The organism is Nocardioides sp., assembly GCF_035576065.1.
In the GTDB taxonomy this organism is placed as follows: Bacteria; Actinomycetota; Actinomycetes; order Propionibacteriales; family Nocardioidaceae; genus Nocardioides.
Genome location: NZ_DATLWX010000024.1, coordinates 38,277 through 63,492, shown reverse-complemented (window position 1 = coordinate 63,492; position 25,216 = coordinate 38,277). Strand labels below are relative to the sequence as shown.

At 68.1% G+C, this 25,216-nt stretch carries 25 protein-coding genes and 1 tRNA gene; 17 read left to right on the top strand and 9 right to left on the bottom strand.

Annotation, left to right across the window (positions count from 1 at the left end; translation table 11 throughout):
- Positions 1-23: 23 nt before the first annotated feature.
- From VNJ48_RS12120 to VNJ48_RS12095, 6 genes are all read left to right on the top strand, one after another.
- Positions 24-96 (top strand) — tRNA-Trp (locus tag VNJ48_RS12120).
- A gap of 44 nt (positions 97-140) precedes the next feature.
- Entirely contained in the window at positions 141-398 is a 258-nt protein-coding gene (gene secE / locus VNJ48_RS12115; protein WP_325602412.1) for a preprotein translocase subunit SecE, read from the top strand.
- A gap of 186 nt (positions 399-584) precedes the next feature.
- On the top strand, positions 585-1,337 hold the full coding sequence (gene nusG / locus VNJ48_RS12110; protein ID WP_325602411.1) for a transcription termination/antitermination protein NusG: 753 nt from the start codon (positions 585-587) through the stop codon (positions 1,335-1,337).
- Between the two features lie 73 nt (positions 1,338-1,410).
- A complete protein-coding gene (gene rplK / locus VNJ48_RS12105; RefSeq protein WP_325602409.1) occupies positions 1,411-1,839 on the top strand; it encodes a 50S ribosomal protein L11 in 429 nt (142 codons plus the stop codon).
- A gap of 78 nt (positions 1,840-1,917) precedes the next feature.
- Positions 1,918-2,637 (top strand): 50S ribosomal protein L1, encoded by a 720-nt coding sequence (gene rplA / locus VNJ48_RS12100; RefSeq protein ID WP_325602407.1) that lies wholly within the window; start codon positions 1,918-1,920, stop codon positions 2,635-2,637.
- Positions 2,638-2,720: 83 nt separating this feature from the next.
- Positions 2,721-3,635 carry a hypothetical protein gene (locus VNJ48_RS12095; protein WP_325602405.1) on the top strand — a complete coding sequence of 305 codons (915 nt, stop codon included), beginning with the start codon at positions 2,721-2,723 and terminating at the stop codon, positions 3,633-3,635.
- 4 nt (positions 3,636-3,639) lie between these two features.
- On the opposite strand, the gene VNJ48_RS12090 is transcribed toward VNJ48_RS12095, so the two are convergent.
- The gene (locus VNJ48_RS12090; RefSeq protein ID WP_325602403.1) at positions 3,640-4,638 is read right to left on the bottom strand and encodes a DnaB-like helicase C-terminal domain-containing protein; all 999 of its coding nucleotides are present in this window, start codon (positions 4,636-4,638) and stop codon (positions 3,640-3,642) included.
- A 270-nt stretch (positions 4,639-4,908) separates the two neighbouring features.
- On the opposite strand from VNJ48_RS12090, the gene rplJ reads away from it, so the two are divergent.
- The 3 genes from rplJ to VNJ48_RS12075 all read left to right on the top strand — a co-directional run bounded on the left by rplJ (position 4,909) and on the right by VNJ48_RS12075 (position 6,983).
- Complete coding sequence (gene rplJ, locus VNJ48_RS12085; RefSeq protein ID WP_325602401.1) at positions 4,909-5,544, top strand: 50S ribosomal protein L10; 636 nt, start codon at positions 4,909-4,911, stop codon at positions 5,542-5,544.
- Positions 5,545-5,618: 74 nt separating this feature from the next.
- Positions 5,619-6,005 (top strand): 50S ribosomal protein L7/L12, encoded by a 387-nt coding sequence (rplL, locus tag VNJ48_RS12080; RefSeq protein ID WP_325602400.1) that lies wholly within the window; start codon positions 5,619-5,621, stop codon positions 6,003-6,005.
- A gap of 132 nt (positions 6,006-6,137) precedes the next feature.
- On the top strand, positions 6,138-6,983 hold the full coding sequence (locus VNJ48_RS12075; RefSeq protein WP_325602398.1) for a methylenetetrahydrofolate reductase: 846 nt from the start codon (positions 6,138-6,140) through the stop codon (positions 6,981-6,983).
- Here VNJ48_RS12075 and VNJ48_RS12070 read toward each other — a convergent pair.
- The 5 genes from VNJ48_RS12070 to VNJ48_RS12050 are packed head-to-tail and all read right to left on the bottom strand — an operon-like array spanning position 6,980 to position 11,912.
- Positions 6,980-7,564: a DUF1638 domain-containing protein gene (locus VNJ48_RS12070; RefSeq protein WP_325602395.1), complete on the bottom strand. Its 585-nt coding sequence runs from the start codon at positions 7,562-7,564 to the stop codon at positions 6,980-6,982. The two genes, VNJ48_RS12075 and VNJ48_RS12070, sit on opposite strands and share 4 nt — an antisense overlap.
- A 13-nt stretch (positions 7,565-7,577) precedes the next feature.
- Positions 7,578-9,548 carry an ASKHA domain-containing protein gene (locus VNJ48_RS12065; RefSeq protein ID WP_325602394.1) on the bottom strand — a complete coding sequence of 657 codons (1,971 nt, stop codon included), beginning with the start codon at positions 9,546-9,548 and terminating at the stop codon, positions 7,578-7,580.
- On the bottom strand, positions 9,545-10,432 hold the full coding sequence (locus VNJ48_RS12060) for a dihydropteroate synthase (RefSeq protein ID WP_325602392.1): 888 nt from the start codon (positions 10,430-10,432) through the stop codon (positions 9,545-9,547). Before VNJ48_RS12060 ends, VNJ48_RS12065 begins: the two co-directional genes overlap by 4 nt.
- Positions 10,432-11,097: a corrinoid protein gene (locus tag VNJ48_RS12055; protein ID WP_325602390.1), complete on the bottom strand. Its 666-nt coding sequence runs from the start codon at positions 11,095-11,097 to the stop codon at positions 10,432-10,434. Before VNJ48_RS12055 ends, VNJ48_RS12060 begins: the two co-directional genes overlap by 1 nt.
- A complete protein-coding gene (locus VNJ48_RS12050; protein WP_325602388.1) occupies positions 11,094-11,912 on the bottom strand; it encodes an IclR family transcriptional regulator in 819 nt (272 codons plus the stop codon). The genes VNJ48_RS12055 and VNJ48_RS12050 overlap by 4 nt, the downstream gene beginning before the upstream one ends.
- Before the next feature lie 80 nt (positions 11,913-11,992).
- On the opposite strand from VNJ48_RS12050, the gene VNJ48_RS12045 reads away from it, so the two are divergent.
- Positions 11,993-13,471 carry a trimethylamine methyltransferase family protein gene (locus tag VNJ48_RS12045; protein WP_325602386.1) on the top strand — a complete coding sequence of 493 codons (1,479 nt, stop codon included), beginning with the start codon at positions 11,993-11,995 and terminating at the stop codon, positions 13,469-13,471.
- 30 nt (positions 13,472-13,501) lie between these two features.
- On the opposite strand, the gene VNJ48_RS12040 is transcribed toward VNJ48_RS12045, so the two are convergent.
- Complete coding sequence (locus VNJ48_RS12040; RefSeq protein ID WP_325602384.1) at positions 13,502-13,840, bottom strand: rhodanese-like domain-containing protein; 339 nt, start codon at positions 13,838-13,840, stop codon at positions 13,502-13,504.
- A gap of 84 nt (positions 13,841-13,924) precedes the next feature.
- Here VNJ48_RS12040 and VNJ48_RS12035 point away from each other — a divergent pair, with 84 nt between their 5' ends.
- Both VNJ48_RS12035 and VNJ48_RS12030 read left to right on the top strand, forming a co-directional pair.
- On the top strand, positions 13,925-14,380 hold the full coding sequence (locus VNJ48_RS12035) for a MarR family winged helix-turn-helix transcriptional regulator (protein ID WP_325602382.1): 456 nt from the start codon (positions 13,925-13,927) through the stop codon (positions 14,378-14,380).
- Positions 14,381-14,394: 14 nt separating this feature from the next.
- On the top strand, positions 14,395-15,171 hold the full coding sequence (locus VNJ48_RS12030; RefSeq protein ID WP_325602380.1) for a VOC family protein: 777 nt from the start codon (positions 14,395-14,397) through the stop codon (positions 15,169-15,171).
- Positions 15,172-15,223: 52 nt separating this feature from the next.
- On the opposite strand, the gene VNJ48_RS12025 is transcribed toward VNJ48_RS12030, so the two are convergent.
- Positions 15,224-16,903, bottom strand: a complete 1,680-nt coding sequence (locus VNJ48_RS12025) for a formate--tetrahydrofolate ligase (protein WP_325602513.1) — start codon at positions 16,901-16,903, stop codon at positions 15,224-15,226.
- 8 nt (positions 16,904-16,911) lie between these two features.
- Entirely contained in the window at positions 16,912-17,802 is an 891-nt protein-coding gene (gene purU, locus VNJ48_RS12020; RefSeq protein WP_325602378.1) for a formyltetrahydrofolate deformylase, read from the bottom strand.
- Between the two features lie 88 nt (positions 17,803-17,890).
- Here purU and VNJ48_RS12015 point away from each other — a divergent pair, with 88 nt between their 5' ends.
- The 5 genes from VNJ48_RS12015 (at position 17,891) to VNJ48_RS11995 (ending at position 25,190) form a co-directional block, all read left to right on the top strand.
- The gene (locus VNJ48_RS12015; RefSeq protein ID WP_325602377.1) at positions 17,891-18,700 is read left to right on the top strand and encodes an IclR family transcriptional regulator; all 810 of its coding nucleotides are present in this window, start codon (positions 17,891-17,893) and stop codon (positions 18,698-18,700) included.
- A 127-nt stretch (positions 18,701-18,827) separates the two neighbouring features.
- Positions 18,828-20,303 (top strand): aldehyde dehydrogenase family protein, encoded by a 1,476-nt coding sequence (locus tag VNJ48_RS12010; protein WP_325602375.1) that lies wholly within the window; start codon positions 18,828-18,830, stop codon positions 20,301-20,303.
- A gap of 2 nt (positions 20,304-20,305) precedes the next feature.
- The gene (gene betA, locus VNJ48_RS12005) at positions 20,306-22,024 is read left to right on the top strand and encodes a choline dehydrogenase (protein WP_325602373.1); all 1,719 of its coding nucleotides are present in this window, start codon (positions 20,306-20,308) and stop codon (positions 22,022-22,024) included.
- Complete coding sequence (locus VNJ48_RS12000; protein ID WP_325602371.1) at positions 22,021-23,082, top strand: glycine betaine/L-proline ABC transporter ATP-binding protein; 1,062 nt, start codon at positions 22,021-22,023, stop codon at positions 23,080-23,082. Before betA ends, VNJ48_RS12000 begins: the two co-directional genes overlap by 4 nt.
- Positions 23,079-25,190 carry an ABC transporter permease gene (locus tag VNJ48_RS11995; RefSeq protein ID WP_325602369.1) on the top strand — a complete coding sequence of 704 codons (2,112 nt, stop codon included), beginning with the start codon at positions 23,079-23,081 and terminating at the stop codon, positions 25,188-25,190. Before VNJ48_RS12000 ends, VNJ48_RS11995 begins: the two co-directional genes overlap by 4 nt.
- The last annotated feature ends 26 nt before the right edge of the window (positions 25,191-25,216 follow it).

The following is a 25,216-nucleotide window of genomic DNA, read 5'->3' as shown; positions in this document are numbered from 1 at the left end:
GCAGGTGCTGGGTCGGACCACGAAGGGCACTAGCTCAACTGGCAGAGCATCGGTCTCCAAAACCGAAGGTTGGGGGTTCAAGTCCCTCGTGCCCTGCAAGACCAGAACATTCAGCAGTCAACGAAGAGAAGGTGGCAGACGTGTCGGACTCCAGCGCAGTCCACGAGTCGCGTGAGGACTCACGTGGCGGCGACGGCAAGCGCACCAGCCCGGCCACGTTCTACCGCCAGGTGGTCGCCGAGCTCCGCAAGGTCGTGTGGCCGACGCAGGAGCAGCTCATCACCTACTTCCTGGTCGTCATGGTGTTCGTGCTCGTGATGATGGCGTTCGTCTCGGTGCTCGACCTGGCGTTCGGCAAGCTCGCCTTCGCCGTGTTCTCGGGCGGCTCGACCCAGTGACTGCCTGCCGGCCCCCGTGGGCTGGCACTCAGTCGCAGCGCAGAAGACCAAAGACCACAGTCCAGTGCGATCGAGGCCCCAGGCCATCGCACCCAGCAAGTGAGAAGTTCGGAGCATCACGTGTCGGATCAGCTCGACTCATCAGTTGAGGACTCGCCCACGGACGAGTCGTCAGAGGACTCGTCCATGGCGCAATCGTCCGCCGAGGACCAGCCCACTGACGACGCCTCCGAGGCAAACCCCGAGGACCCCGAGATCCCCGAGGACCCGGAGGACTCCGAGGCCGAGGAGACCCCCGAGGTCGAGGAGGACGGGCCGCTCGAGGCCTTCCGCCGTGAGCTGTGGGCCAAGCCCGGCGACTGGTTCGTCGTGCACACCTACTCCGGCATGGAGAAGCGGGTCAAGCAGAACCTCGAGAACCGCATCATCTCCCTCAACATGGAGGACTACATCCACGAGATCGTGGTCCCCACCGAAGAGGTCGCGGAGATCAAGAACGGCCAGCGCAAGATGGTCACCCGCACCGTGCTCCCCGGTTACGTTCTCGTCCGCATGGACCTCACCGACGAGTCGTGGTCGGCCGTACGCCACACGCCGTCGGTCACCGGGTTCGTCGGTCACAGCCACCAGCCCGTGCCGTTGAGCATGCGCGAGGTCGAGGACATGCTCGCCCCCGCCGTCGTCGCCGTGGCCGAGGCCGAGGCCGCTGCTGCTGCCGGTGACAAGTCCGGTGGCGGTGGCGCCACCGCCAAGAAGCCGGTCGAGGTGGCCGACTTCGACGTGTCCGACTCCGTCATGGTCGTCGATGGTCCGTTCGCCACCTTGCACGCGACGATCACCGAGATCAACGCCGAGTCCCAGAGGGTCAAGGCCCTCGTCGAGATCTTCGGCCGGGAGACCCCGGTCGAGCTGAGCTTCGGCCAGATCCAGAAGGTCTGAGCTCACCAGCACCACCCAGTAGCAGTGGCAGGGGGTCCGACCCCCGTCATGACCACACGAGAGAGAGAAAGAAATGCCTCCCAAGAAGAAGATCGCTGCGCTCGTCAAGGTGCAGCTGCAGGCTGGCGCAGCAACTCCGGCTCCGCCGGTGGGAACCGCCCTCGGTCCCCACGGTGTGAACATCATGGATTTCTGCAAGGCCTACAACGCGCAGACCGAGTCGATGCGCGGCAACGTGATCCCTGTCGAGATCACGATCTACGAGGACCGGTCCTTCGAGTTCATCACGAAGACGCCGCCGGCCGCAGAGCTCATCAAGAAGGCCGCTGGCCTGAAGAAGGGCTCGGGTGTCCCGCACAAGGAGAAGGTCGGCAAGCTGACCAAGGACCAGGTGCGTGAGATCGCGACCACGAAGCTTCCCGACCTCAACGCCAACGACATCGACGCCGCGATGCTGATCGTCGAGGGCACCGCCCGATCAATGGGCGTCACCACCGACTGAGTCTCGCATCCCGGCGAGCAACACCCGTGGCAGAGCCGCGCTGGCTCTCACGACCACACTCCAGATAAGAGGATTCCCATGCAGCGCAGCAAGACCTACCGCGCAGCGGCCGAGACGTTCAACCAGGACGAGCTCTACGCCCCGCTGACCGCCATCAAGCTGGCCAAGGCCGGCTCGAAGAAGAAGTTCGACGAGACCCTCGACGTCGTCATGCGTCTCGGCGTCGACCCCCGCAAGGCCGACCAGATGGTGCGCGGCACCGTCAACCTTCCCCACGGCACGGGCAAGACCGCCCGCGTCCTCGTGTTCGCCAACGGCGAGAAGGCCGAGGCCGCCCGTGAGGCCGGCGCCGACTACGTCGGTGGCGACGAGCTCATCGAGAAGGTCAACGGTGGCTGGCTCGACTTCGACGCCGTCGTCGCGACCCCCGACATGATGGGCAAGGTCGGTCGCCTCGGTCGCGTCCTCGGTCCCCGCTCGTTGATGCCCAACCCGAAGACCGGCACCGTCACCCCTGACGTCGCCAAGGCCATCTCCGACATCAAGGGCGGCAAGATCGAGTTCCGCGTCGATCGCCACTCCAACCTGCACTTCATCATCGGCAAGGCGTCCTTCTCCGAGGCACAGCTCGCCGAGAACTACGCCGCCGCCCTCGAAGAGGTGCTGCGACTCAAGCCGGCCAGCTCCAAGGGCCGCTACATCAAGAAGGTCACCGTCTCCACCACCATGGGCCCCGGTGTCCAGGTCGACCCCAACCGCACCAAGAACGTCGCCAGCGAGGACGAGGCCCAGGCCTGAGTCTCGCCAGCAACGCACGCCCGACTGCCTCTCGAGGTGGTCGGGCGTGCTTTCATTTGATCGTCCCTATCGAAGGAGCCCTCATGGCCCGCTCGTCCCTGCCCCGCCGTCTCGGCGTTGCCTCCCTGCTCGCCACCCTGGTGCTGTCGGCCGCCGCGTGCGGTGGCGACGACACCTCGGCAACAGACACCACGAGCAGCGAGACGTCCACCGAGGACTCCGAGGACTCCGAGCAGGCCGAGGAGACCGAGGAGACCGAGGAGACCGAGACCGACGGCGAGGAGACCGGTGACGACACCGAGATGGCCTCGGGCGACCTCGAGGAGCTCTCGGCCGAGGAGCTCTACCCCGCGGTCACCGCAGCGCTGATGGAGGCCGAGACGATGGGCTTCACGGTCAACACGACCGGCGGGCCCGCTCCCATGGAGCTGACCGGGCAGCTGCGCTACCAGGATGACGGGATCGAGATGACGGCCGCCACCAGCGGGGCCCAGGCCTTCGAGATGGTGATGCTCGACAAGACCCTCTACATCGCGGGTGCGGGGATGCCGCTGCCGGACGGCAAGAAGTGGCTCAAGGTCGACCTGAGCGATCCCAACAGCCTCTTCGGGCAGCTGGGCAAGTCGACCGACCCCAGCGCGATGTTCAAGGCCATGGAGGCGCCCAAGGAGTTCGAGCTGATCGGCACCGAGGAGGTGGACGGCGTCGAGACCAACCACTACAACGTGGTGATGGCGACGGCCAGCTACTCCAAGGCGATGGACCTGCCGGCCGAGATGATGGGGGCCATGCCCAAGGAGATCGCCATCGAGATGTGGATCGACGCCGACAACCGGCCGCGCAAGTTCCGCCAGGAGCTCGAGCTGCCCGACATGACCGGCAGCGGCCAGAAGACGAAGACCACCACCGAGGGCACCTACTACGACTTCGGCAGCGACGTCGACATCTCGGCCCCGCCTGCTGCTGACGTCGCCGACAACGTGCCCGGGATGAGCTGACCCGCTACTCGGTGTAGATCCGCTCGTCGACCAGCTTCTCGGCGACAACCTGGCCCTGGGCCACGAAGCGTCCGCAGTCGAGGTGCTTGCGGAACTCCACCTCTGCGCCGGATCGGCCCGATCGGTTCTTCTCGATGGTCACGACCGACCAGTCCTTGAAGTGCTCGCCGTTGTTGGCGCCGTACATGAGGTGATGGCGCGCGACGACGTCGCTCTTGTTGCTCATGATCAGCACGACGTCGGCTTCGTAGGCCAGCGAGGTGGAGCCGCGCATGTTCCGGGCCCGCATCCGGGTGCCTGGCTCGAGGCCTGCGCGGTCCGAGGCCGAGATGGCGATCACTGGGCACTCGAACTCGATGCTGAGGTCCTTGAGGCCCTCGGTGACGCGCGTGACCCTCTCCTCCTCCAACAGGTGGTCGGGAGCGCAGACCTTCTGGAGGTAGTCCACCACCACGAGAGGCGGCGTGCCGTGCTCGATCAGGACGTCCTTCACGGTCGCGGCGATCACGTCGAGTGTCGTCTGGGTCGTCGTCGAGCGGTGGATGTACAACCGGTGGGCGTAGGCGCTCACGGCGGTCAACGCCTCGATGCCGCCGGAGTGCTCACCGAGCCGTTCGAAGAGACCGCGGCCGTTGTTGTCGGAAGACTCGAACGCGGCGCGCACCTGCGCCACGTTGAGGGGCGCGGGATGGTTGGACTGCTCTGCGGCTTCCGCCGAGATGGCCTTCTGCAGCAACGCCTCGGCCTCGATCTCGAAGGACAGGAACACCACCGGCCGGCCGGAACGGGCGCTGTGGCGTGCCATCTGCAGCGCGAAGGTCGTCTTGCCCTCACCTTGGGCGCCGGCCAGCAGGTTGAGGGTCCCCGCCCGCAAACCGCCGCCCAGCTCAGCGTCGAGCAGGGGGAATCCAGTCGGCCACACGGCTGCTTCCGACGCGGGGTCGAGCAACCGGCGGTCGACGCGCTCCAGCACGTCGATCGCGAGGCTCAGTTTTGGGTCCATGTTCGGATTTGAGCATGTTCGGTCGACTCGCGCGGTCGAACGCAAGGATTTGGCCCGTTCGTGCACGGCGCCGTAGTCTCTCCCTTCGAAACCAGAGACCGCCGGTTGTCGACGGGCATCAGCCCCGAGATCGAAGGTTCCGCCTGACAGCGGACGGCCAGCGCAGGTGGAGCAGCTCCGCATGATTGCGGATCACGCCCCGAGCCTGCGCTCGGGGCGTTCGTCGTCTCGGTGGGATCGACGCCGGTGGTCGACATCGGAAGGAGACCCATGGCGCGGCCAGAAAAGACTGCCGCCGTAGCGGAAATCGTTGAGTCGTTCAACGATGCCGCCGGTGCTGTGCTGACCGAGTACCGCGGGCTCACCGTGAAGCAGCTGCAGGACCTGCGGCGCTCCCTCGGCGAGAACGCCAACTACGCCGTGGTCAAGAACACGCTTGCCAAGATTGCCGCCACTGAGGTGGGCATCGAAGGCTTCGACGACCTGCTCAAGGGCCCCACGGCCATCGCCTTCATCAATGGAGACGTGGTCGAGGCAGCCAAGGGTCTGCGTGACTTTGCCAAGGCAAACCCCGCTCTTGTCATCAAGGGCGGCGTCCTGGACGGGAAGTCCCTCGACGCCTCGGAGATCGCCAAGCTGGCGGACCTCGAGTCGCGTGAGGTGCTCCTCGGCAAGCTCGCGGGCGGCATGCTCGCCACGCTGTCCCAGGCTGTCTACCTCCTCAACGCCCCGCTCGCCCAGGTTGCCCGGCTCGCCGGCGCCCTGGAGGCGAAGGCGACCGAGGACCCCTCGATCCTCGCAGGTGGTGCCGGCGTGCCGGCCGCTGCCGAGGAGACCCCGGCTGCTGAAGAGGCTGCCGAGGAGACCCCGGCCGCCGACGAGGCTGCCGAGTCCACCGAAGCCTGACCGGGCCGACGTACACCACCTGAAACCCATCGGCCGGGGAACACTCCCGGCCACCAACGGAAGGAAACGCCATCATGGCGAAGCTCACCACCGACGAGCTGCTCAGCGCGTTCAAGGAAATGACCCTCATCGAGCTCTCTGAGTTCGTCAAGCAGTTCGAGGAGACCTTCGGCGTCACCGCGGCCGCTCCCGTTGCCGCTGCTGCTGCCCCCGGCGCCCCCGGCGCTGCTGCCGAAGAGGCCGTCGTCCAGGACGAGTTCGACGTCATCCTCGAGGCCGCTGGCGAGAAGAAGATCAACGTCATCAAGGAGGTGCGCGCCCTCACCAGCCTGGGCCTCAAGGAGGCCAAGGACCTCGTCGAGGCCGCCCCGAAGCCCATCCTCGAAGGCGTCGACAAGGCTGCTGCCGACAAGGCCAAGGACGCCCTCGAAGCCGTTGGCGCCACCGTCACGGTCAAGTGACCCACCCGATGTCGGTCTGACCGACAGCACCCGCTCAGGGCGGCCACCTCCGGGTGGCCGCCCTGATGCCATTTCGTGGCGTAGCCAGTAGAGTGAGCGCCATCTAGTGCGCATCACGAAATGAGTTGCTTCATGCGCAACAAGCGATCGGCGGCGACGCTCGTCCGTCTGTTGGAGCATGCGCGCTATGAGGTGCTACCGACTGCCACCACCGAGGACAAGGTCCTTCAGCACGTCCCGCGCGAGCAGACCATCACCGTGACCGCTTCGCCGAGCAAAGGGCTCGAGGCGACCCTGGACCTCGCCGAACGGTTGGCCGGGCACGGGTATGACGTCGTGCCGCACCTCGCCGCCCGGATGGTCACCGGGCGGTCCGAGCTGAGTGAGATCGCCGATCGCCTGGTCGGCAAGGGGATCTCCAGCATCTTCGTGCCCGGTGGGGACGCCGAGCCCGCAGGCGACTACCACGACGCGCTCGCCCTCCTCCAGGACCTTGCCGAGCTCGGCCGCCCCTTCGCCCAGGTGGGCATCACCGGCTATCCGGAGTCCCATCCCTCGATCCATGACGACCTGACCGTCCAAGCCATGTGGGACAAGCGTCACCACGCCTCCCACATCGTCAGCAACCTGACCTTCGACCCGTCGGTCGTGCGCGACTGGCTGCACCGTCTGCGAGCCCGCGGCGTGAAGATGCCTCTGCTCCTCGGCATCCCCGGCCCGGTCGAGCGCACCAAGCTGCTCAGCATGGCGACAAAGATCGGTGTCGGCGAGTCCACCAAGTTCCTGGCCAAGAACAAAGGCCTGTTCGCTCGGCTCGCCGCCCCCGGTGGCTTCACGGGGGAGTCCTTCCTGGAGAAGTGCGCGCCGGCCTTGCGCGAGGAGGGGGCGCTGGTGGAGGGACTGCACGTCTTCACGTTCAACCAGATCGCTGAGACGGAAGCGTGGCGGACCAATCTCCTCGAGGCGCTGCGTCGCTAGGAGTGACCTGCGACGAGGCCTGCAAGGGCGCGCTCGAGTCCGTCATGACCGGTCTCGACGACGGTGAGCGGCAGCCCGATGCTCGCCGCCGCCTGCGCCGCGAGCGCCCTGAGCTCGTCGTCGGGCTCCTGCGCCAGCCACACCATCCGCGTGTAGTGACCGAAGTAGGTGTCGCGCAGCTCGGGGTGACGATCGAGCCCCAGCTCCTGGATGACCGTGCGCGTGAACGACCGGGCGAGGAAGTCGGTCAGGAGATAGGTCCCAGGCTGGTCGTCGAAGAACTGCGCCAAGCGCGGTGCGCCGGCATAGACGTCGTAGCAGTGCAGACCGGGCAGGCGAGCCAGGCCGAGCTCGTCGCACACGGCGTCCAGCGCTCCGTAGGTGCCGCAGTCGGCATACCCAACCACCACCTGCTCGTACCTCGCCGCGAGCCGGAGCGCCGTCGCGCGCACCTCGCCGGCGATCTGGTCGGGGCGGTTGTGCAGCAGCGGGGGGAGCGGATGCACATCGACCGGCCAGCCACGACGCGCGATGACCTCCGCGCAGGGTTGTGCGATCGCCCCGCATGCGATGAGTGCCACGCGGTGGGTCGGGTCAGAACGAGAGCTGCTCGACGAACTTGTCGTTGAAGTCGGTTCGGTCCGAGAGCTCGACATAGGTCACCTCCTCCAGGAGAGCAAGGGCCCCCGCGCGCTCCCGCACCGAGAGCAGCGCCATCTTGGCGCCCTCCCCGGCGACGTTGCCGGCCGCCACGATGCGCAGGACCGGGAGCTTCGGAACCAGGCCGATCCGGATCGCCGACGCGGGGGAGAGATAGCTGCCGAACGAGCCGGCCAACAGCACCTGCTGGACGTCGCGGTGCTCGAGGCCGAGCTGATCGAGCAGGAGCGTCCAGCCCGTCGAGATCGCCGCCTTGGCGAACTGGAGCTCCCGGACGTCGCGCTGGGAGAGATAGACGCACTCGGCCGGCTCGGTCTCCGGACCGGGCCGGTGGAGGAGGAAGATCCTTTCCTCCCCGATCCTCGACATCCGGTCGGCAAGCGCTGGGGCGATCTCCTTGGCTGCCTCGTCGGGCACGAGCCGACCGGTCGCGTCGAGCAGACCGACCCGCACCAGCTCAGCCACGGCGTCGACCAGACCGGAACCACAGAGCCCTCGCGGCTCGACATCGCCGATGACCCCCAGGGTGACGGCCGGGGCCTCGTCGAGCGCGTGCGCGTCGAGCTTGATGACCTCGATGGCTCCGTCAGCCGCGCGCATGCCACAGCGGATCGCGCCACCCTCGAAGGCCGGCCCTGCCGGAGCTGCCGTGGAGAGGATGGTCTCGCCGTCGCTCAGCACGATCTCGCAGTTGGTGCCGACGTCGATGAAGAGTCGGGTCCGCTTGTCCCGGTCCATGCCGGTGGCCAGCATCCCGGCGACGATGTCGCCGCCGACGTACGCCCCGAGGGCGGGGAAGAAGTAGGCGCGCGCCCGCGGATGCAGCGTGAGGCCGATCTCCGAGGCGAGCACCGACGGCGGCTGGGTGGTCGACATCACGAACGGCGCCACACCCAGCGGCTCGGGATCGATGCCGAGGGCCAGCGCGGTCATCGTGGCGTTGCCCGCGACGGCCACCTCGTAGACCTGGCCGGGGTCGATCCCGGCCTCGCGACATACCTGGCCGGCGAGGTCAGCCAGGGTGGCGCCGGCGAGGTCCTGCAGGCGGCCGAGGGCTTCGGGGTCCATCATGGTGGCGCTGATGCGGGTGATCACGTCGCCACCGAAGGGCTGCTGCTTGTTCAGCATCGAGGTGACCGCGAGCGGGGTGCCGGTGCCGACGTCGAGAAGGGTGCCCACCACCGTCGTGGTGCCGAGGTCGAAGGCGATGGCATATCGCGCAGCCGTGGTGTCGCCCGCCTCCACGTCGATGAGGGCCTCGTCGAGGATGACGGCGGTGACCTTGTGGTCGGCCTCGCGGAGCACCGTGGCCAGCCGGCGCAGCACGTGCAGGTCGGCCGTCAGCTCGAGGTCAGCGATCGCGTCGGTCAGGCGGACGAGGTCACTCCGCTGGTCGGCGAGCGTGGCCTCGGCCAGCTCCACGTAGCGCTTCTGCAGCGCTGGGCGAAGGATGACCTGGCGGCCGATGCCGACCGTGGCAGCCTTGGGGCGCGTCGTCAGCGGAGGCACCTCGACCGTCAGGTCGCGGGTCGCCTGCACCAGGCAGCCCAGGCGCCAGCCGTCCGCGATCTGCTCGCCGGAGAAGGTCCGCACGTCATGCCGGGTGACGGGCACGTCGCCCCCCTCGACCCGGACCTTGCACTTGTGGCAGGTGCCGTGTCCGCCGCACGTCGAGTCGATGGCGATCCCGTTCCAGGACGCCGCGTCGAAGACGGTGACGCCGGGCGGGACGCGGACGCCCCGCTGGGTCGGGGGTACGGCGGCACCGTCCTCGGCCAGGGTGTGCACCGTGAACGCCAGGTCGACCCGACCGCTCCCGTCGTGGACGGCCGGTCCGGTGCCGGGGCGCTCGATGAGTCCCTCACGGGCCACGTCCGCCAGGGAGAAGTCGGGTCCGTCGCTCACGTGAGGGCTGCCGCTTCCCTCGCCTGTCGGGCGCGGTGGGCGGCGATCCAGCTGCCACCCCACTCGTCGTGGCCGAGGAGCAGGTCGGCCGCTTTGACGGACTCGACGATCTGCGGAGTGCGGGTGTCCATGATGGCCGAGGTGAGACCAGCGGTCATGGCCATCGGCAGGAACGCTGCACCGAGGCTGTGCCGCGACGGCATGCCGAACGAGACGTTGGACGCTCCACAGGTCATGTTGACGCCGAACTCGTCGCGGATCCGGCGCATCGTCTCCATGGTGATGTTGACGACGTCCTGGTCGGCACCGATGGGCATGGCGAGCGGATCGATGACGATGTCGGCGGCGGCGATGCCGTATTCCTTCGTCGCCACCTCGATGATCTTGCGCGTGAGCACGATCCGCTTCTCCACCTCCATCGGGATCTCGTCGGCGTCGTTGGGCAGCGCGATGACCGCGGCGTCGTACTTCTTGACCAACGGCAGGATCTGCTCCATCCGTTCGTCCTCGGCCGTGATGGAGTTGACCAGCGCGCGGCCCTGGTAGACCGAGAGCCCGGCTTCCAGGGCCTCGACGACGGAGGAGTCGATGCAGATCGGCTTGTCCGTCAGCGTCTGGACCATGGTGATCGCGCGGGCGAGCAGATCGGCCTCGTCGGTCAGTGGGACGCCCATGTTGATGTCGAGGACGTCTGCCCCGCCCTCGACCTGCGCGATCACGTCCCGCTCGATGGCCGACAGGTCACCGGCCCGGAGCTGATCTTGGAAGATGCGCCTGCCCGTGGGGTTGATGCGCTCGCCGATCAGGCAGAAGCGCGTGTCGTGCCCGATGACGACCTGTTGGGTGGCGGACCGGAGGACCGTCTCCAGCCGGGGAGCCGGCATCAGGCAGGCACCTTCGACCGCTTCTCGCCCATCAGTCGCTTCGCGTGCTTGACGGTCTGCGAAGCGTCGGCGGCATAGCCGTCGGCACCGACCGCGTCGGCGTACTCCTGCGTGACGGGGGCACCGCCGACCATCACGATCACGTCGCCGCGGATCCCGGCCTTCTCGAGCGCGTTCATGTTGGCCTTGAACATCGGCATCGTGGTGGTGAGGAAGGCAGAGAACCCGACGATGTCGGGTTGGTGCTCCTCGATCGCCTGCACGAACTTCTCGGGCGCGACCTGCACGCCGAGGTCGATCACCTCGAATCCGGCGCCCTCGAGCATGATGTTGACGAGGTTCTTGCCGATGTCGTGGACGTCACCCTTGACGGTCCCCATCAGGAACTTGCCGACCGTCTGGACGCCGGTCTCTGCCAGGAGCGGGCGGAGCCGCTCCATGGCCCCGGCCATCGCCCGACCAGCAATCAGCATCTCGGGGACGAAGAAGTCCCCCCGCTCGAAGCGGGCGCCCACCTCCTCGAGCGAGGGGATCAGCGCATCGAACAGGAGCGTCTGCGGCTCCATGTCGAGCGTGAGGCCTTCGTTGGTGAGCTCGAGGACGCGGGGGGCGTTGCCGACCAGCGTCTCGTCGTACAAGGCCTGCAGGATCTCCTCGGGAGTCATGCGACCACCTCCTCGTGATGTGTGCCATGGGTCATGTCGGGTGTCGATCCGTGGGTGCTGCCGCGCAGCAGGGCCGAGAGCTGGGTGGCGTGGTCGTGCAGCTGGCGCCCCAGCTCGTCCAGGCGGCCTACCAGCCGCGGGCTGGGGCCGGAGATGCCGAGCGCGGCCGCGACGTCGCCGCGCATCCCGAAGACCGGGGTAGCCACCCCCGTGAGGCCGAGCTCGAGCTCGTCGACGGTGATGGCCCAGCGTCGGTCCCTCGTGCGGACCGCGTCACGACGCAAGGCCTCGAGGGTCGTGATCGTCGCGTCAGTGAGCCGCTCCAGTGGACCCTCGCCGAGGACCAGGGCGTCCCAGGCGATGAAGACCTTGCCGAGGGCTGAGCAGTGCGCCGGCACGTCGATGTCGGTCCAGTCGCGGGTCCCGAGGAGGTACGTCGAATCGACCTGCGCGACCTGGACGACCCGGTCGCCCCGGGTGACGCTGAGGTGCACCGTCTCGCCGGTGTCACGACCGATCGCCTCCATCGCCGGACGCGCGAGTCGCACGAGCTCGTCCCACGGGTCGTGCCGAGCGGCATAGAGCCAGAAGAGGCGCCCGGCGACGTAGGAGCCCGCAGCATCGCGCTCGAGGAGGCCGGAGCGCTCGAGCGCGGTGAGCATCCGCGAGGTCGTCGACTTGGCGAGGCCACTGGCGTCCTGGAGCTCGGCGAAGCTCAGCGGCTCGTCGGCGCGGACCACCGTGGCGACCAGGTCGGCGGCACGGTCGACGGCGCGCGTGCCGGTGCTGCCGGCGTTCGCAGGCGCGTCGCTCACGATGGCTCCTCGTCTGGGGGGTTCCCACGCGTTCCATGATGTGGAACCGTAGTCCCACATCATGAGGTTATGAGTCGACGATGCCTGAGGTCAAGCGCCTCGGCAGAGCAGGAGGAGCCGTGTTCCAGAACTCGATGCCGCGCTACGAGGTGCTGTCGGAGGACGCGATGGCCACCCTTGACCGGGGCTGGCGCAAGCTGATGACCGAGATCGGTGTCGAGTTCATGGACGAGCGGGCACTCGAGCTGTTCCGCCAGGCCGGTCAGCGGGTGGAGGACAACACGGTCTTCCTGGACCCCGACTTCGTCCTCGAACAGGTCGCGAGGGCTCCGCGCGAGTTCGACGTCCAGGCCCGCAACCCCGAGCACAACATCCACATCGGCGGAAACTCGATGGCGTTCGGTGCGGTCTACGGACCGCCCTTCGTGCGCCAGGGCGAGGTGCGACGCGACGCGACGATGGATGACTTCACCAACTTCACCAAGCTGGCCCAGTCGTTCCCGGTGCTCGACTCCGCCGGCGGCGTCATCTGCGAGCCCAACGACACCCCGCTCGACAGCCGTCACCTCGACATGACGTTCGCCCTGCAGACGCTGACCGACAAGGTCTACATGGGCAACGTGGTCTCGGGCGTCAACGCCGCCGACACCCTTGCGATGACCTCGATCCTGTTCGGCTCGCGCGAGGCGATCGAAGACGTCCCGGCGACGATCTCGCTGATCAACTGCAACTCACCGTTGCGCTGGGACGACCGGATGTTGGAGGCACAGTTCGAGTACTCCGCTGCTGGCCAGCCTGTCGTGCTGACCCCCTTCATCCTGATGGGCGCCATGTCGCCCGTGACGATCCCGGCCGCCCTTGTGCAGCAGATCGTCGAGGCGCTCTCGGGCATCGCGCTGTCCCAGCTGATCCGACCGGGGTGCCCGGTGATCTTCGGGTCGTTCCTGTCCAACATCGACATGCAGTCGGGATCTCCGACCTTCGGCACGCCGGAGTCCGGGATCGGTCTGCTCTGCACTGGCCAGATCGCGCGCCACTTCGGGCTGCCGTTCCGCACCGGGGGCGGGTTGACGTCGTCACAGGTGGCCGATGCCCAGGCCGGCTACGAGGCGTTGATGACCCTCATACCGACGTTCCTGGCCGGTGCCAACTGGGTGATGCATGCGGCTGGCTGGCTCGAGGGCGGCCTGGTCGCGGGCTATGAGAAGTTCATCGTCGACATCGAGCTGTTGCAGATGCTGCGCCACGAGTTCACCCCGCTGGAGATCGACGAGGACTCGATGGCCTTCGGCGCCCACGAGGAGGTGGGCCACGGCGGACATTTCCTCGGCGCGATGCACACCATGGAGCGCTTCCGGACCTGCTTCTACCGACCTCTGCTGTCCTCCTCCGACAACTACGAGAAGTGGATGCGTGGCGGCGGTCACGACGCCAACGCCCGGGCCGAGCAGATCTACCGCAAGAAGCTCGACGAGTACGAGCAGCCGCCCCTCGACGACGCGATTCGCCAGGAGCTCCAGGAGTACGTCGTCCGCAGGCGGGCCGAGCTGGGCGACTGACGCGCTCGTTGTCGACTCTGCACCGGCGCGTCAGCGGGCAACCGATCCGGACTCGGTCGGGAGACCTGCGTCGACCCAGTCCTGAATGCCCTCCTTGTACTTGCGGACGTTCGTGTAGCCGATCTTCGTGAGGAGGGTGGCGACGTTTCCGCTGTTGGGGCAGGCCTCATTGGAGCAATACGTGACGATCGGGGCCGCCTTGTCGGGGAGGAGCTCGGACGCGCGGTCGGCGACATCGTCGGCAACCAGGGGGACAGCACCGGGCAGGTGCTGCTTCTCGAAGTACATGCCGCCCAGGGCGTCGACGACGTAGACGTCGCCTTCCTCCATGAGGGCCTTCAGTTCGGTGCGAGTGACTAGTTCGGTCATGGGGGTGCTCCTCAGTAGAGAGTGAACGTGCGTGCGCACACAACTGTATGCGTGCGGACGCACATATTCAAGTACGCTGGTCGTATGCCTTCACCACGCCGCAAGCTCGCCGCCGACACCTGGGGGGCACTCCTCCAGGTCCACGCAGGTCTGGTGCCTCTGATTGACCGAGAGGTCAGGGAGCAGACCGGGCTTCCGCTCGCGTGGTACGACATCCTGCTCGAGTTGTCCTCGGCGTCGGAAGGCCGATTGAGGATGAGCGAGCTCGCTGAGCGGGTGGTCCTGAGCCGGACCCGGGTGAGTCGGCTGGTCGACGAGATGGATCAGGCCGGCCTGGTGTGTCGAGTCGAGAACCCGGACGACCGGCGGTCGGCGTACTGCCTGCTCACGGACGCCGGTCTGCGCCGGTTCAAGGCCGCGGCGCCGATCTACCTCGCCGCCATCGAGTCACGGTTCGCCGAGGGGCTGACCGATCGGCAGCTCAAGGACTTGCAAGAGAGCCTGCTCTGCGTCAAAGGACGGCTGGATCGCCAACCGTAGGCGGATCGGCTTGCGTGTGCTCCGGAGACCGTGTCCACGATGATGGGGTCGTGACTGCGACCCCTGTTTGGATCCACGCGTTCTTGGACGTGCCCCGTGCACAGTGGACAGGATCGGTTGCGTTCTGGTCATCGGTCACCGGATGGGCCGCCTCCGAACCGCGCGGTGAGGCACGGCAGTTTGTGACTCTCCGTCCTGGCGCGGGTGATGCCTGGCTCGACCTACAGGCCATCGATGGACCGCCGCGCATCCATCTGGACCTGGACTCCGCCGATCGATCCGCTGCCGTCGAGCGCTCGATCGAGCTCGGGGCACGTCCCGTCGAGCGCTATGGCGAGGTCGCCGTCATGCGGTCGCCCGGCGGTCTGCTCTTCTGTCACACCATCAGGGAGCATTCGTGCCGGTTCGCTAGAGATGACGCGGAGAGCGTGCTCGACCAGGTGTGCGTGGACATCCCCACACCTCTGTGGGACGAGGAGGTTGCGTTCTGGACCGCCCTGACTGGTCGTGAGCTCGAGCACGGACTGCGCACGGAGTTTGCCTTTCTCGGCGACCCTGACCCGTCCGGAGGGCTTCGGATTCTGCTGCAACGCCTGGACTCTGGTCACGGACAGGTCCGCGCGCACCTCGATTTCGCTGTCGCCGACCGGGCCGCCCAAACGGCACGGCACGCTGCCCAGCGGGCTCGGGTGATTCGAGTGATGGATCGGTGGACCGTGATGCGTGCGCCAGACGGGCACGTGTACTGCCTCACTGACCGCGACCCCTTGACCGGCCGGGTGCGCCGCTGACCCGACGCGCACCCCGACCACCTATGGCTCAAGCCGATCGTCGACACGCCCGTCAGGACAGGCCGAGGATCGTCCCGTCGGCGGCCAGGTCGATGCGCGACGACGACGGGTTTGCCGGCAGACCGGGCATCGTCATCATGTCCCCGCAGACGACGACCACGAAGCCTGCCCCGGCCGACAACCTGACCTCCCGGACGTGCAGCTCGTGGTCTGACGGGGCGCCGAGCGAGGTGGGGTCGGTGGAGAACGAGTACTGCGTCTTCGCGATGCAGACCGGCAGGTGTCCGTAGCCGTCACGCTCGAAGCGCTGCAGCCGCCGGCGGGCCTTCGCGTCCCAGGTGACGAGCCCTGCGGCGTACACCCTCGTCGCGATCGCCTCGACCTTCTCGGTCAGGGTCTGGTCGTCGGAGTAGGTGAAGGAGAGCTCGTGGGAGGACGGCTTCTCGAGCGTCTCGAGCACACCCCGCGCCAGGTCGTGGGCGCCGGCCCCGCCGTCCGCGAAGTGCGTCGCTGGGTATGCCGCGACTCCCTCGGCCGCAGTCAGCTCGACCACAGCGTCGACCTCCCGGTCGGTGTCGGTGGGGAAGCGGTTGACAGCGACCACGCAGTCGATGCCGTAGACGTCGCGGATGTTGTGGAGGTGCCGTCGCAAGTTGGCCATCCCGGCCTCGATCGCGCCGAGGTCCTCCGCGGCGAGGTCCTTCAGCGCGACACCACCGTGGTACTTCAGGGCTCGCACCGTCGCCACCACCACCGCGACGTCCGGACGGAGGCCGGACTTGCGGCACTTGATGTCGACGAACTTCTCCGCGCCGAGATCCGCGCCGAAGCCCGCCTCGGTCACGACGAAGTCGGCGAGCCGCAGGCCCGCGCGGGTGGCGGTCACCGAGCTGCACCCGTGCGCGATGTTGGCAAACGGGCCGCCGTGCACGAAGGCAGGAGCACCCTCGAGCGTCTGGACCAGGTTGGGAGCGAGCGCGTCGCGCAGGAGGACCGCCATGGCGCCGTCCGCCTCGAGGTCGCGTGCGGTGACCGGCGACGTGGCCCGGGTGTAGCCGATCACGATGTCGCCGATCCTCTTCTTCAGATCCGCCCACGACTCGGTCAGGCAGAAGATCGCCATCAGCTCGGAGGCCACCACGATGTCGAAGCCGTCTTCGCGCGGGAAGCCGTTGGCGTGGCCGCCCATCGCCACGACCACCTCTCGTAGGGCGCGGTCGTTGGTGTCGAGCACGCGCTTCCACGTCACGCTGCGGACGTCGATGTCGAGGGCGTTGCCGTGGTGGACGTGGTTGTCGATGAGTGCGGACAGCAGGTTGTTGGCTGCTGCGATCGCGGCGAAGTCACCGGTGAAGTGGAGGTTGATCTCCGTCATCGGGACGACCTGGCTGTAGCCACCGCCGGCGGCACCGCCCTTCATGCCGAAGACGGGTCCCATCGACGGCTCGCGCAGGCAGGCGACGGCGCGGTGCCCCAAGCGGTGCAGGGCGTCGGTGAGGCCCACCGTCGTGGTGGTCTTGCCCTCCCCGGGGGGAGTGGGCGACAGGGCCGTGACCAGGACCAGGCGCCCGAGCGGCCGGTCCTCCAGGGTCGCGAGGTAGGTCAGGTCCACCTTTGCCTTGTGGTGGCCGTAGGGGACCAGGTGCTCCTCCGCGATCCCCAGGGTCGACCGGGCCACGTCCCGGATCGGCTGCAGGGTCGCTGCGTTGGCGATCTCGATGTCCGACGGCATGGGGGTCCTCACCGGAACACCACGGTCCTGTCGCCGTTGAGGAGGATCCGGGACTGGGAGTGCCAGCGCACGGCCCGCGACAGCACCTGCGCCTCGACGTCACGACCTGCGGCGACGAGCTGGTCCTGGTCGTAGGTGTGGTCGACCCGGACGACGTCCTGCTCGATGATGGGCCCCTCGTCGAGCGCAGCGGTGACGTAGTGCGCGGTCGCGCCCACCAGCTTGACGCCGCGGTCGAAGGCCTGGTGGTAGGGCCGGGCACCCTTGAAGCTGGGCAGGAACGAGTGATGGATGTTGATCGCTCGGCCCGACAGCTGGCGGCACAGGTCGTCGGAGAGGACCTGCATGTAGCGCGCCAGCACGACCAGGTGGGCTCGCGACTCGTCCACGACCTCCATGAGGCGCTTCTCCGCGTCGGCCTTGGTGTCGACGGTCACGGGGATGTGGTGGAGCTCGAGGCCGTAGGACCGGACGAGCGGCTCCGCGTCGAGGTGGTTGGACACCACGGCCGCAACCTCGATCTGGAGGGCACCGGTGCTGGCCCGGAAGAGCAGGTCGTTGAGGCAGTGCAGGTGCTTGGAGACCATGATCACCGTGCGGTACGGCGCAGCGGCCCCCCACAGCTCGAAGTCCATCTCGAAGCGCTTGGCCACCGCGGCGAAGTCGGCGCGCAGCGAGTCGGCGCTCGTGGGTTGGTCGACGACGAAGTCGATGCGCATGAAGAAGCGATCGGTGAGCTGGTCGCCGAACTGCTGGCTCTCCACGATGTTGCCGCCGCGCTCCAGGAGGAAGCCCGAGACGGCATGCACGATGCCGGGGCGGTCGGGGCACGACAGGATGAGCACGAAGTCACCGGACGGCGCGTCGGCCGTGTCGGACGCGGTGGGGGCCAGCAGCATGGTTCTCCTCGAAAGTTGGTGCGACTCGTGTTGCGCCCAGCGATTCGCAGTCTGCGATACGCAACACGCGCTGCGCTAGTGTCTCGCCATGGGCAAGGCGGTCGCGTCGGGGGGCAGTGGCGCAGGTGTGACCTCTGCCGTGACCGGCCAGGGCGTCCAGTCCGTCGACCGGGCACTCGGCATCCTCGAGGTCCTGGCACGCGTCGGCGAGGCCGGCGTGACGGAGATCGCCGTTGAGCTCGACGTGCACAAGAGCACCGCCTTCCGTCTGGTCGCGACCTTGGAGGCGCACCGCCTCGTCGAGCAGACCGTCGATCGCGGCCGCTACCGCCTCGGGGTGGGCATCCTGCGCCTCGCAGGCGCCACCACGGCGCGGCTGGACCTGGTGCAGGAGGCCCGTCCGTTGTGCCGCCAGCTCGCCGCCGACACGGGCGAGACCGTCAACATCGCCGTCCTCTCCGAGAGCTCGGCGCTCTACCTCGACCAGGTGGCGGGGTCGTCCGCCCTCCAGCCCCACAACTGGGTCGGCCAGCACATCCCGCTCCACGCGACGAGCAACGGCAAGGTGCTGCTGAGCGGCCTGGACGCCGCCAAGCTCGAGACCGTCCTCGGCACGCTGGCGCCGTACACACCCCAGACCATCACCAGGCGGGCGCTCCTCCGACAAGAGCTCGACCGGGTCCGAGAGCAGGGATATGCGCTCGCCGTCGACGAGCTCGAGGTCGGGCTCACCGCGGTGGCCGCGCCGATCCGCAACGCACACGGCGACGTGATCGCATCCATGAGCGTCTCCGGGCCGTCGTTCCGACTGCCTGCGGACCGGCTCGACGACGTCGTCAGGCTCGTGGTCGAGGCCGCCGTCGAGGTGTCGCACCGCCTCGGCTGGGGTCACCGCTAGGTCACGCTGGCGCCGGGCCTCTTGACGACGGGGCGCCCACGGCAGCATCCTCGGGGGGTCTTGTGGTTGCGCTCGGAGCATCCGGTTGCGACATACGCAACAACTTCAGCCCAGGGTGGTCTCACCAGTGCCAGATCTCTACATCGACGGGTCATGGGTGGGAGCGCGCGCCGGAGGGCTGCGGACCATCTGCTGCCCGGCCGACGGCGAGCTCGTGGCCGAGGTGGACGAGGCCGGCGCCGAGGACACCGAGGTGGCCATCGAGGCGGCGCACCGCGCCTTCCACGACGGCGGCTGGTCCGCCACCTCCAGCCGCGATCGAGGGGACCTCCTGCTGCAGGTGGCTGACCTGCTGGAGCGCGACACCGACGTGATCGCCCGCATGGAGTCACTCGACACGGGCAAGAGGTTCGTGGAGAGCCAGTACGACGTCGCTGACGTCGTCTCGGTGTTCCGCCACTACGGCCGGGTGGCCGCCGAGGACTCGGGGCGGGTCGTGGACACGGGCAACGCCGATGTCGTGAGCCGGATCGTGCACGAGCCGATCGGAGTGTGCGGCCTCATCACCCCGTGGAACTACCCCCTGCTCCAGGTCTCGTGGAAGGTCGCGCCCTGCCTCGCAGCGGGCAACACCTTCGTGCTCAAGCCCAGCGAGCTGACGCCGCACTCGGCGATCCACCTCATGCGGGTGTTCGAGGAGGCCGGCCTGCCTCCCGGGGTGGGCAACCTCGTCCTCGGCTCGGGAGCGGTGGCGGGCGCGCCGCTCTCGACCGACCCGCGGGTCGACATGGTGTCCTTCACCGGCGGTGTCGAGACCGGTCGACGGATCATGGCCGCGGCGGCGCCGACGGTCAAGAAGGTCGCCCTCGAGCTGGGTGGCAAGAACCCCAACGTGGTCTTCGCCGACGCCGACCTCGAGGTCGCGCTCGACTACGCGCTGACGGCCGTCTTCCTGCACTCCGGTCAGGTCTGCTCGGCTGGCGCGCGGTTGCTGGTGGAGGAGTCGATCCACGACTCCTTCGTCGACGCGCTGGTCGAGCGCGCGCAGGAGATCAGGCTGGGTGGACCCTTCGACGACAGCGCCGAGACGGGCCCGCTGACCAGCGAGGCCCACCGCGACAAGGTCGAGGCGTACGTCGCCCGCGGGCTCGCCGAGGGCGCAGTGCTGCGCTGCGGGGGCGCCCGCCCGGACGACCCGGCCCTCGGCACCGGGTTCTACTACCTGCCGACCGTCCTCGACGGCTGCACGAGCACGATGTCGGTGACCCAGGACGAGTCGTTCGGCCCGGTGCTGACGGTCGAGACGTTCCGGGACGAGGACGAGGCGGTCACCATCGCCAACGACAGCATCTACGGCCTCGCCGGCGCGGTGTGGACCCAGGACGCCGGGAGGGCTCAGCGCGTCGCAGCCCGGCTGCGGATGGGCACGGTGTGGATCAACGACTACCACCCCTACGTGCCTCAAGCCGAGTGGGGCGGCTATAAGCAGTCCGGCACCGGGCGCGAGCTCGGGGCCGCCGGCCTCGACGAATATCGGGAGACCAAGCACGTCTGGCACAACATCCGACCCGCCGTCCAGCGCTGGTTCGGGTCCGGGGAGTAGACGTGCGCAAGGACCGGTACGACGTCGTCATCGTGGGGGGAGGCTCGGCCGGGTGCGCCCTCGCCAACCGGCTCTCGGCCGATCCCGGCACCACCGTCCTCCTCCTCGAGGCGGGCCACTCCGACTTCCGCTTCGACCCGCTGGTGCACATGCCAGCGGCGCTCCCGATCCCGATCGGCAACCGGCTCTACGACTGGAAGTACCGCACCGATCCCGAGCCGCACATGAACGGACGCCGTGTCGTCCACGCCCGCGGCAAGGTGCTCGGCGGGTCGAGCAGCATCAACGGGATGATCTTCCAGCGCGGCAACCCGCTGGACTACGAGCGGTGGGGTCGTGAGACCGGCATGTCCGAGTGGGACTACGCCCACTGCGTGCCCTACTTCAAGAAGATGGAGAACTGCCTCGCGGGCGCCGACGACTGGCGAGGTGGGGACGGGCCGCTCAAGCTCGAACGCGGCCCCGCGACCAACCCGCTCTTCGACGCGTTCTTCCGGGCCACGGTTGAGGCCGGCTACCCCGCGACGGACGATGTCAACGGCTATCGCCAGGAGGGCTTCGCGCGGTTCGACCGCAACGTCTATCGCGGTCGGCGACTCTCCGCGGCCCGTGCCTACCTGCACCCGGTGATCCATCGGAAGAACCTGCGGGTGGAGACGCTGGCGATGGTGACCGGCGTCCGGTTCTCAGGGAAGCGAGCGACCGGGGTCGACTACCTGCGCGGGGGGCGGCTGAAGCGACACGTGGCGGCGGACGAGGTGATCCTGTGTGGCGGCGCGATCAACACCCCGCAGCTGCTGCAGCTTTCCGGAGTCGGTGACGAGGCACTGCTTCGTCGGCACGGCGTCGAGGTCGTTCACCACTCGCCCGGCGTCGGGGAGAACCTCCAGGACCACCTCGAGGTCTACATCCAGCACGCCTCCAAGCAGCCTGTCTCGATCGCACCCGGGCTCCGGTGGCGGATGCGGCCCAAGATCGCCTACGACTGGCTGTTCCACCGCCGCGGACTCGGCGCCACCAACCACTTCGAGGGAGGCGGGTTCGCGCGCAGCAACGACGACGTCGACTACCCCAACCTGATGTTCCACTTCCTCCCGGTGGCCATCCGCTACGACGGGTCGTCCCCCATCGAGGGGCACGGCTACCAGGTGCACATCGGACCGATGTACGCCGACACCCGGGGTTGGGTCCGCATCCGGTCCCGCGATCCCAAGGTGCACCCGTCGATGCAGTTCAACTACCTCTCCACACCGACCGACAGGCGGGAGTGGGTCGAGGCGGTACGGGTGGCCCGCGACATCCTTCAGCAGCCCGCCTTCGCGGACTACAACGACGGCGAGATCTCCCCCGGTCCCGGCGTTGAGACCGACCAGGAGATCCTCGACTGGGTTGCCGCCGACGCCGAGACGGCGTTGCACCCGTCGTGCACGGCCAAGATGGGCGTCGACGAGATGGCGGTGATCGATCCGAGCACCATGCGGGTGCATGGGATCGAAGGGGTGCGGGTCGTCGACGCGTCCGTCTTTCCCTACGTGCCGAACGGCAACATCTACGCTCCCGTGATGATGGTGGCCGAGAAGGCGGCCGACCTGATCGTCGGCAACACCCCGTTGCCGCCGTCGGACGTACCCTTTTACCGCCTGCGGGAAGGAACTTCGCTGTATCCGCCGGGCGACCGCCGCAACGGCCTCACCAACCACGTAGGGGAGGAGCACTCATGACGGCAACCCCAGCACGACCCCGATCGACAACCCAGGTACCAGCGCTCTCTGTCGACGGTCTCTGGAAGATCTTCGGCCCGCGTGCCGACAAGATCATCGGGACTCCCGACGCCGAGCTCTCGCGAGCGGAGCTGAAGACCAAGAGCGGCTGCGTCGTCGGCGTCAAGGACGTCTCCTTCGAGGTCGCCCCGGGCGAGGTCTTCGTCGTGATGGGGCTGTCCGGCTCGGGCAAGTCCACCCTGGTCCGGCTGCTGACGCGCCTGATCGAGCCCACGGCCGGCACGGTGACGCTCAACGGGATGGACATCACCTCGGCCTCCGCGAGCGAGCTGCGCGACGTACGCCGCAAGCAGGTCTCGATGGTCTTCCAGCACTTCGGGCTGCTGCCGCACCGCCAGGTGATCGACAACGTCGCCTACGGCCTCGAGGTGCGCGGCGTCGGCAAGAAGGAGCGGCGCGAGAAGGCGGGGGAGATCATCGAGCTCGTCGGGCTGACGGGCTATGAGAACTCCTACCCCGACCAGCTCTCCGGTGGCATGCAGCAGCGCGTCGGCCTGGCACGGGCGCTGGCGGGCGACCCGGAGATGCTGCTCTTCGACGAGCCCTTCTCAGCGCTCGACCCGCTGATTCGGCGCGACATGCAGAACGAGGTCATCCGGCTGCACCACGAGCTCGGCAAGACGATGGTCTTCATCACCCACGACTTGGCCGAGGCACTGAAGCTCGGCGACCGCATCATGATCCTGCGCGACGGCGCCATCGTGCAGATCGGCACACCTGACGAGGTGGTGGCGAAGCCGGCCGACGACTACGTCAAGGACTTCGTCTCCGAGGTGCCCAAGGCGCACGTGCTCACCCTGAAGTGGGTGATGCGCGATCCGCGACCGGGCGAGTCCATGGACGGTCCGGCGCTGCCCGTCGGCACGATCGTGCGGCACGCGGCGCGCGCAGCCATCGCCTCCGAGGCCCCGATCCGCGTGATGGAGGGCGACACGCTCCTCGGCGTCGTCGACGAGGAGGACATCATGCGGGTCGTCGTGGCTGAGGAGCAGCTATGAGCGATCTCGGCCCGGGCGCAGGCGCAGGGTTGAGGGCGAGGGGATACGTCGAGGGTGAGAAGCTCAAGAACTCGAGGTCGTCGCGACCCGTCGAGCCCGGCGTCGAGCCGCCCGCCGCCGAGAAGCCCTCGGTCAGCCGGTTGATCCCCGCTGCTGCCGTGGTCGCCGTGTGGGTCGCGGTCTATCTCTTCACCAAGGGCAACGACACGCTGCCATTGCCCGGCGGGGCGCGCACCGACCTGCATGACCAGTTGACGGAGTTCCAGAACGGGCTGCTCGCGAGCCGCGACACCAACCCGATCATGCAGGTCAGCAACGGCATCGCGGAGTTCTTCCGCGGCTGGGTCGACTGGCTGCAGCGGATGCTGGTCAAGCCGAACCTCCCCCGCCCGGTGCCCGAGATCGGCTGGCTGGGGGTGACGGCCCTGGCGACCTACCTCGGGCTGGTGATCGCCAACTGGAGGATCGCGATCCTGGTCTGCGCGTCGTTCCTCTCCTTCGGTCTCCTCGGCTTCTGGGAGGACTCGCTCGACCTGCTCATCATCACCGGCATCGCGGTGACGATGGTGATCCTCATCGGCATGCCGCTCGCCGTGCTGGTGGGCACGAACGCCCGCGCCAACCAGGTGGTCACGGTCTTCCTGGACCTGATGCAGACGATGCCGACCTTCGTCTACCTGCTGCCGATCGTGCTGTTCTTCGGCATCGGTACGAGCGCCGCGGTCGTCGCGACCCTGATCTACGCCCTGCCACCCCTCATCCGCATCGCCGGCTTCGGCATCCGCGAGGTGAGCACGACGACGATCGAGGCGACCGACTCGGCTGGGCAGACCTATTGGCAGCGGCTGGTCAAGGTGCAGGTCCCGATGGCCCGCAAGACCATCATCGTGGGGCTCAACCAGACGACGCTCGCTGCGCTCTCGATGGCCACCCTCGCGGCGTTCGTCGACGGGCCGGGTCTCGGTCAGCCGGTGCTGGCCGGTCTGCGCATCAACGACGTCGGTGCCGCCTTCGTGCCCGGCGTGCTGATCGTGGTGATGGCCGTGATGCTCGACCGCACCACGACGGCGGCCAGCGAGCGGGCCGAGAAGGTGGCGCGCGGGGGCGGCGACAACCCGAAGGCGCGCCTCGCCATGCTGATCGGCGGCGGTGCGCTGGCACTGGTGGCGGTCTACCTCTCTCGCACCAACATCGCGCTCGCCGAGTTCCCGACGTACTCCCTCGGCGACACGATCGCCGCGCGCGTCAGCGACGGGGTCGACAGGTTCACCGACACCTTCGGCGGGGTCACCGGGACGATCAAGGACGAGCTCACCGAGTGGTTCCTCAACCCCATGCAGTCACTACTGGCCGAGTCGCCCTGGTACGTCTCCTTCTTGGCGATCGCTGCGCTCGCCTTCGTCTTCGGCGGACCGCGCGCGCTCGCCTCGACCCTCGTCTGCCTGGCCGGCATCCGCTATCTCGACCTGTGGCACGACACGATGATCACGCTCACCATGACGCTGGTCGCCACCGTGCTGGTGATGGCCCTGGCCCTGGTGTTCGGGGTGTGGATGGCCCGGGACCGACGTGTCGACCTCGGCATCCGGCCTCTTCTGGACGGGGGCCAGACCATCCCGCCGTTCGTCTACCTGATCCCGGTGCTGGCGCTGTTCGGCCCGTCCCGGTTCACCGCGATCGTCGCCGCCATCGTCTATGCCGCACCGGCGGCAATCAAGCTGGTGGCGGACGGGGTCAAGGGCGTCTCTCCGACGACCATCGAGGCGGGACGTTCGACCGGTCAGACCGCATGGCAGGAGATCACCAAGGTCCAGCTCCCCATGGCCCGGGGGTCGCTGGTGCTGGCGACCAACCAGGGTCTGCTCTACGTGTTGTCGATGACGGTGATCGGCGGTCTCGTGGGCGCTGGCGCGCTGGGCTACGACGTGGTCTTCGGCTTCTCGCGCAGCGAGGCGTGGGGCAAGGGAGCAGCTGCCGGGCTGACCATCGTCCTGCTCGGCATCATGCTCGACCGGATCACGCGCGCCGCTGCCGACAGACGCCGCGACGACGGGCCCGGTCCGCGCCGGGCCTTCAACGTCCGACTGCCCATCGGACCACCCAGCTAGGTCGCACCGAGCGTTGCCACCCACCA

What these genes read in the sequence shown, in the direction of transcription:
- nusG (WP_325602411.1), top strand. Translation starts at nt 585, where the DNA reads ATGGCGCAATCGTCCGCCGAGGACCAGCCCACTGACGACGCCTCCGAG.
- rplK (WP_325602409.1), top strand. Translation starts at nt 1,411, where the DNA reads ATGCCTCCCAAGAAGAAGATCGCTGCGCTCGTCAAGGTGCAGCTGCAG.
- rplA (WP_325602407.1), top strand. Translation starts at nt 1,918, where the DNA reads ATGCAGCGCAGCAAGACCTACCGCGCAGCGGCCGAGACGTTCAACCAG.
- VNJ48_RS12095 (WP_325602405.1), top strand. Translation starts at nt 2,721, where the DNA reads ATGGCCCGCTCGTCCCTGCCCCGCCGTCTCGGCGTTGCCTCCCTGCTC.
- VNJ48_RS12090 (WP_325602403.1), bottom strand. Translation starts at nt 4,638, where the DNA reads ATGGACCCAAAACTGAGCCTCGCGATCGACGTGCTGGAGCGCGTCGAC.
- rplJ (WP_325602401.1), top strand. Translation starts at nt 4,909, where the DNA reads ATGGCGCGGCCAGAAAAGACTGCCGCCGTAGCGGAAATCGTTGAGTCG.
- rplL (WP_325602400.1), top strand. Translation starts at nt 5,619, where the DNA reads ATGGCGAAGCTCACCACCGACGAGCTGCTCAGCGCGTTCAAGGAAATG.
- VNJ48_RS12075 (WP_325602398.1), top strand. Translation starts at nt 6,138, where the DNA reads ATGCGCAACAAGCGATCGGCGGCGACGCTCGTCCGTCTGTTGGAGCAT.
- VNJ48_RS12060 (WP_325602392.1), bottom strand. Translation starts at nt 10,432, where the DNA reads ATGCCGGCTCCCCGGCTGGAGACGGTCCTCCGGTCCGCCACCCAACAG.
- VNJ48_RS12055 (WP_325602390.1), bottom strand. Translation starts at nt 11,097, where the DNA reads ATGACTCCCGAGGAGATCCTGCAGGCCTTGTACGACGAGACGCTGGTC.
- VNJ48_RS12045 (WP_325602386.1), top strand. Translation starts at nt 11,993, where the DNA reads ATGCCTGAGGTCAAGCGCCTCGGCAGAGCAGGAGGAGCCGTGTTCCAG.
- VNJ48_RS12040 (WP_325602384.1), bottom strand. Translation starts at nt 13,840, where the DNA reads ATGACCGAACTAGTCACTCGCACCGAACTGAAGGCCCTCATGGAGGAA.
- VNJ48_RS12035 (WP_325602382.1), top strand. Translation starts at nt 13,925, where the DNA reads ATGCCTTCACCACGCCGCAAGCTCGCCGCCGACACCTGGGGGGCACTC.
- VNJ48_RS12025 (WP_325602513.1), bottom strand. Translation starts at nt 16,903, where the DNA reads ATGCCGTCGGACATCGAGATCGCCAACGCAGCGACCCTGCAGCCGATC.
- purU (WP_325602378.1), bottom strand. Translation starts at nt 17,802, where the DNA reads ATGCTGCTGGCCCCCACCGCGTCCGACACGGCCGACGCGCCGTCCGGT.
- VNJ48_RS12015 (WP_325602377.1), top strand. Translation starts at nt 17,891, where the DNA reads ATGGGCAAGGCGGTCGCGTCGGGGGGCAGTGGCGCAGGTGTGACCTCT.
- VNJ48_RS12000 (WP_325602371.1), top strand. Translation starts at nt 22,021, where the DNA reads ATGACGGCAACCCCAGCACGACCCCGATCGACAACCCAGGTACCAGCG.
- VNJ48_RS11995 (WP_325602369.1), top strand. Translation starts at nt 23,079, where the DNA reads ATGAGCGATCTCGGCCCGGGCGCAGGCGCAGGGTTGAGGGCGAGGGGA.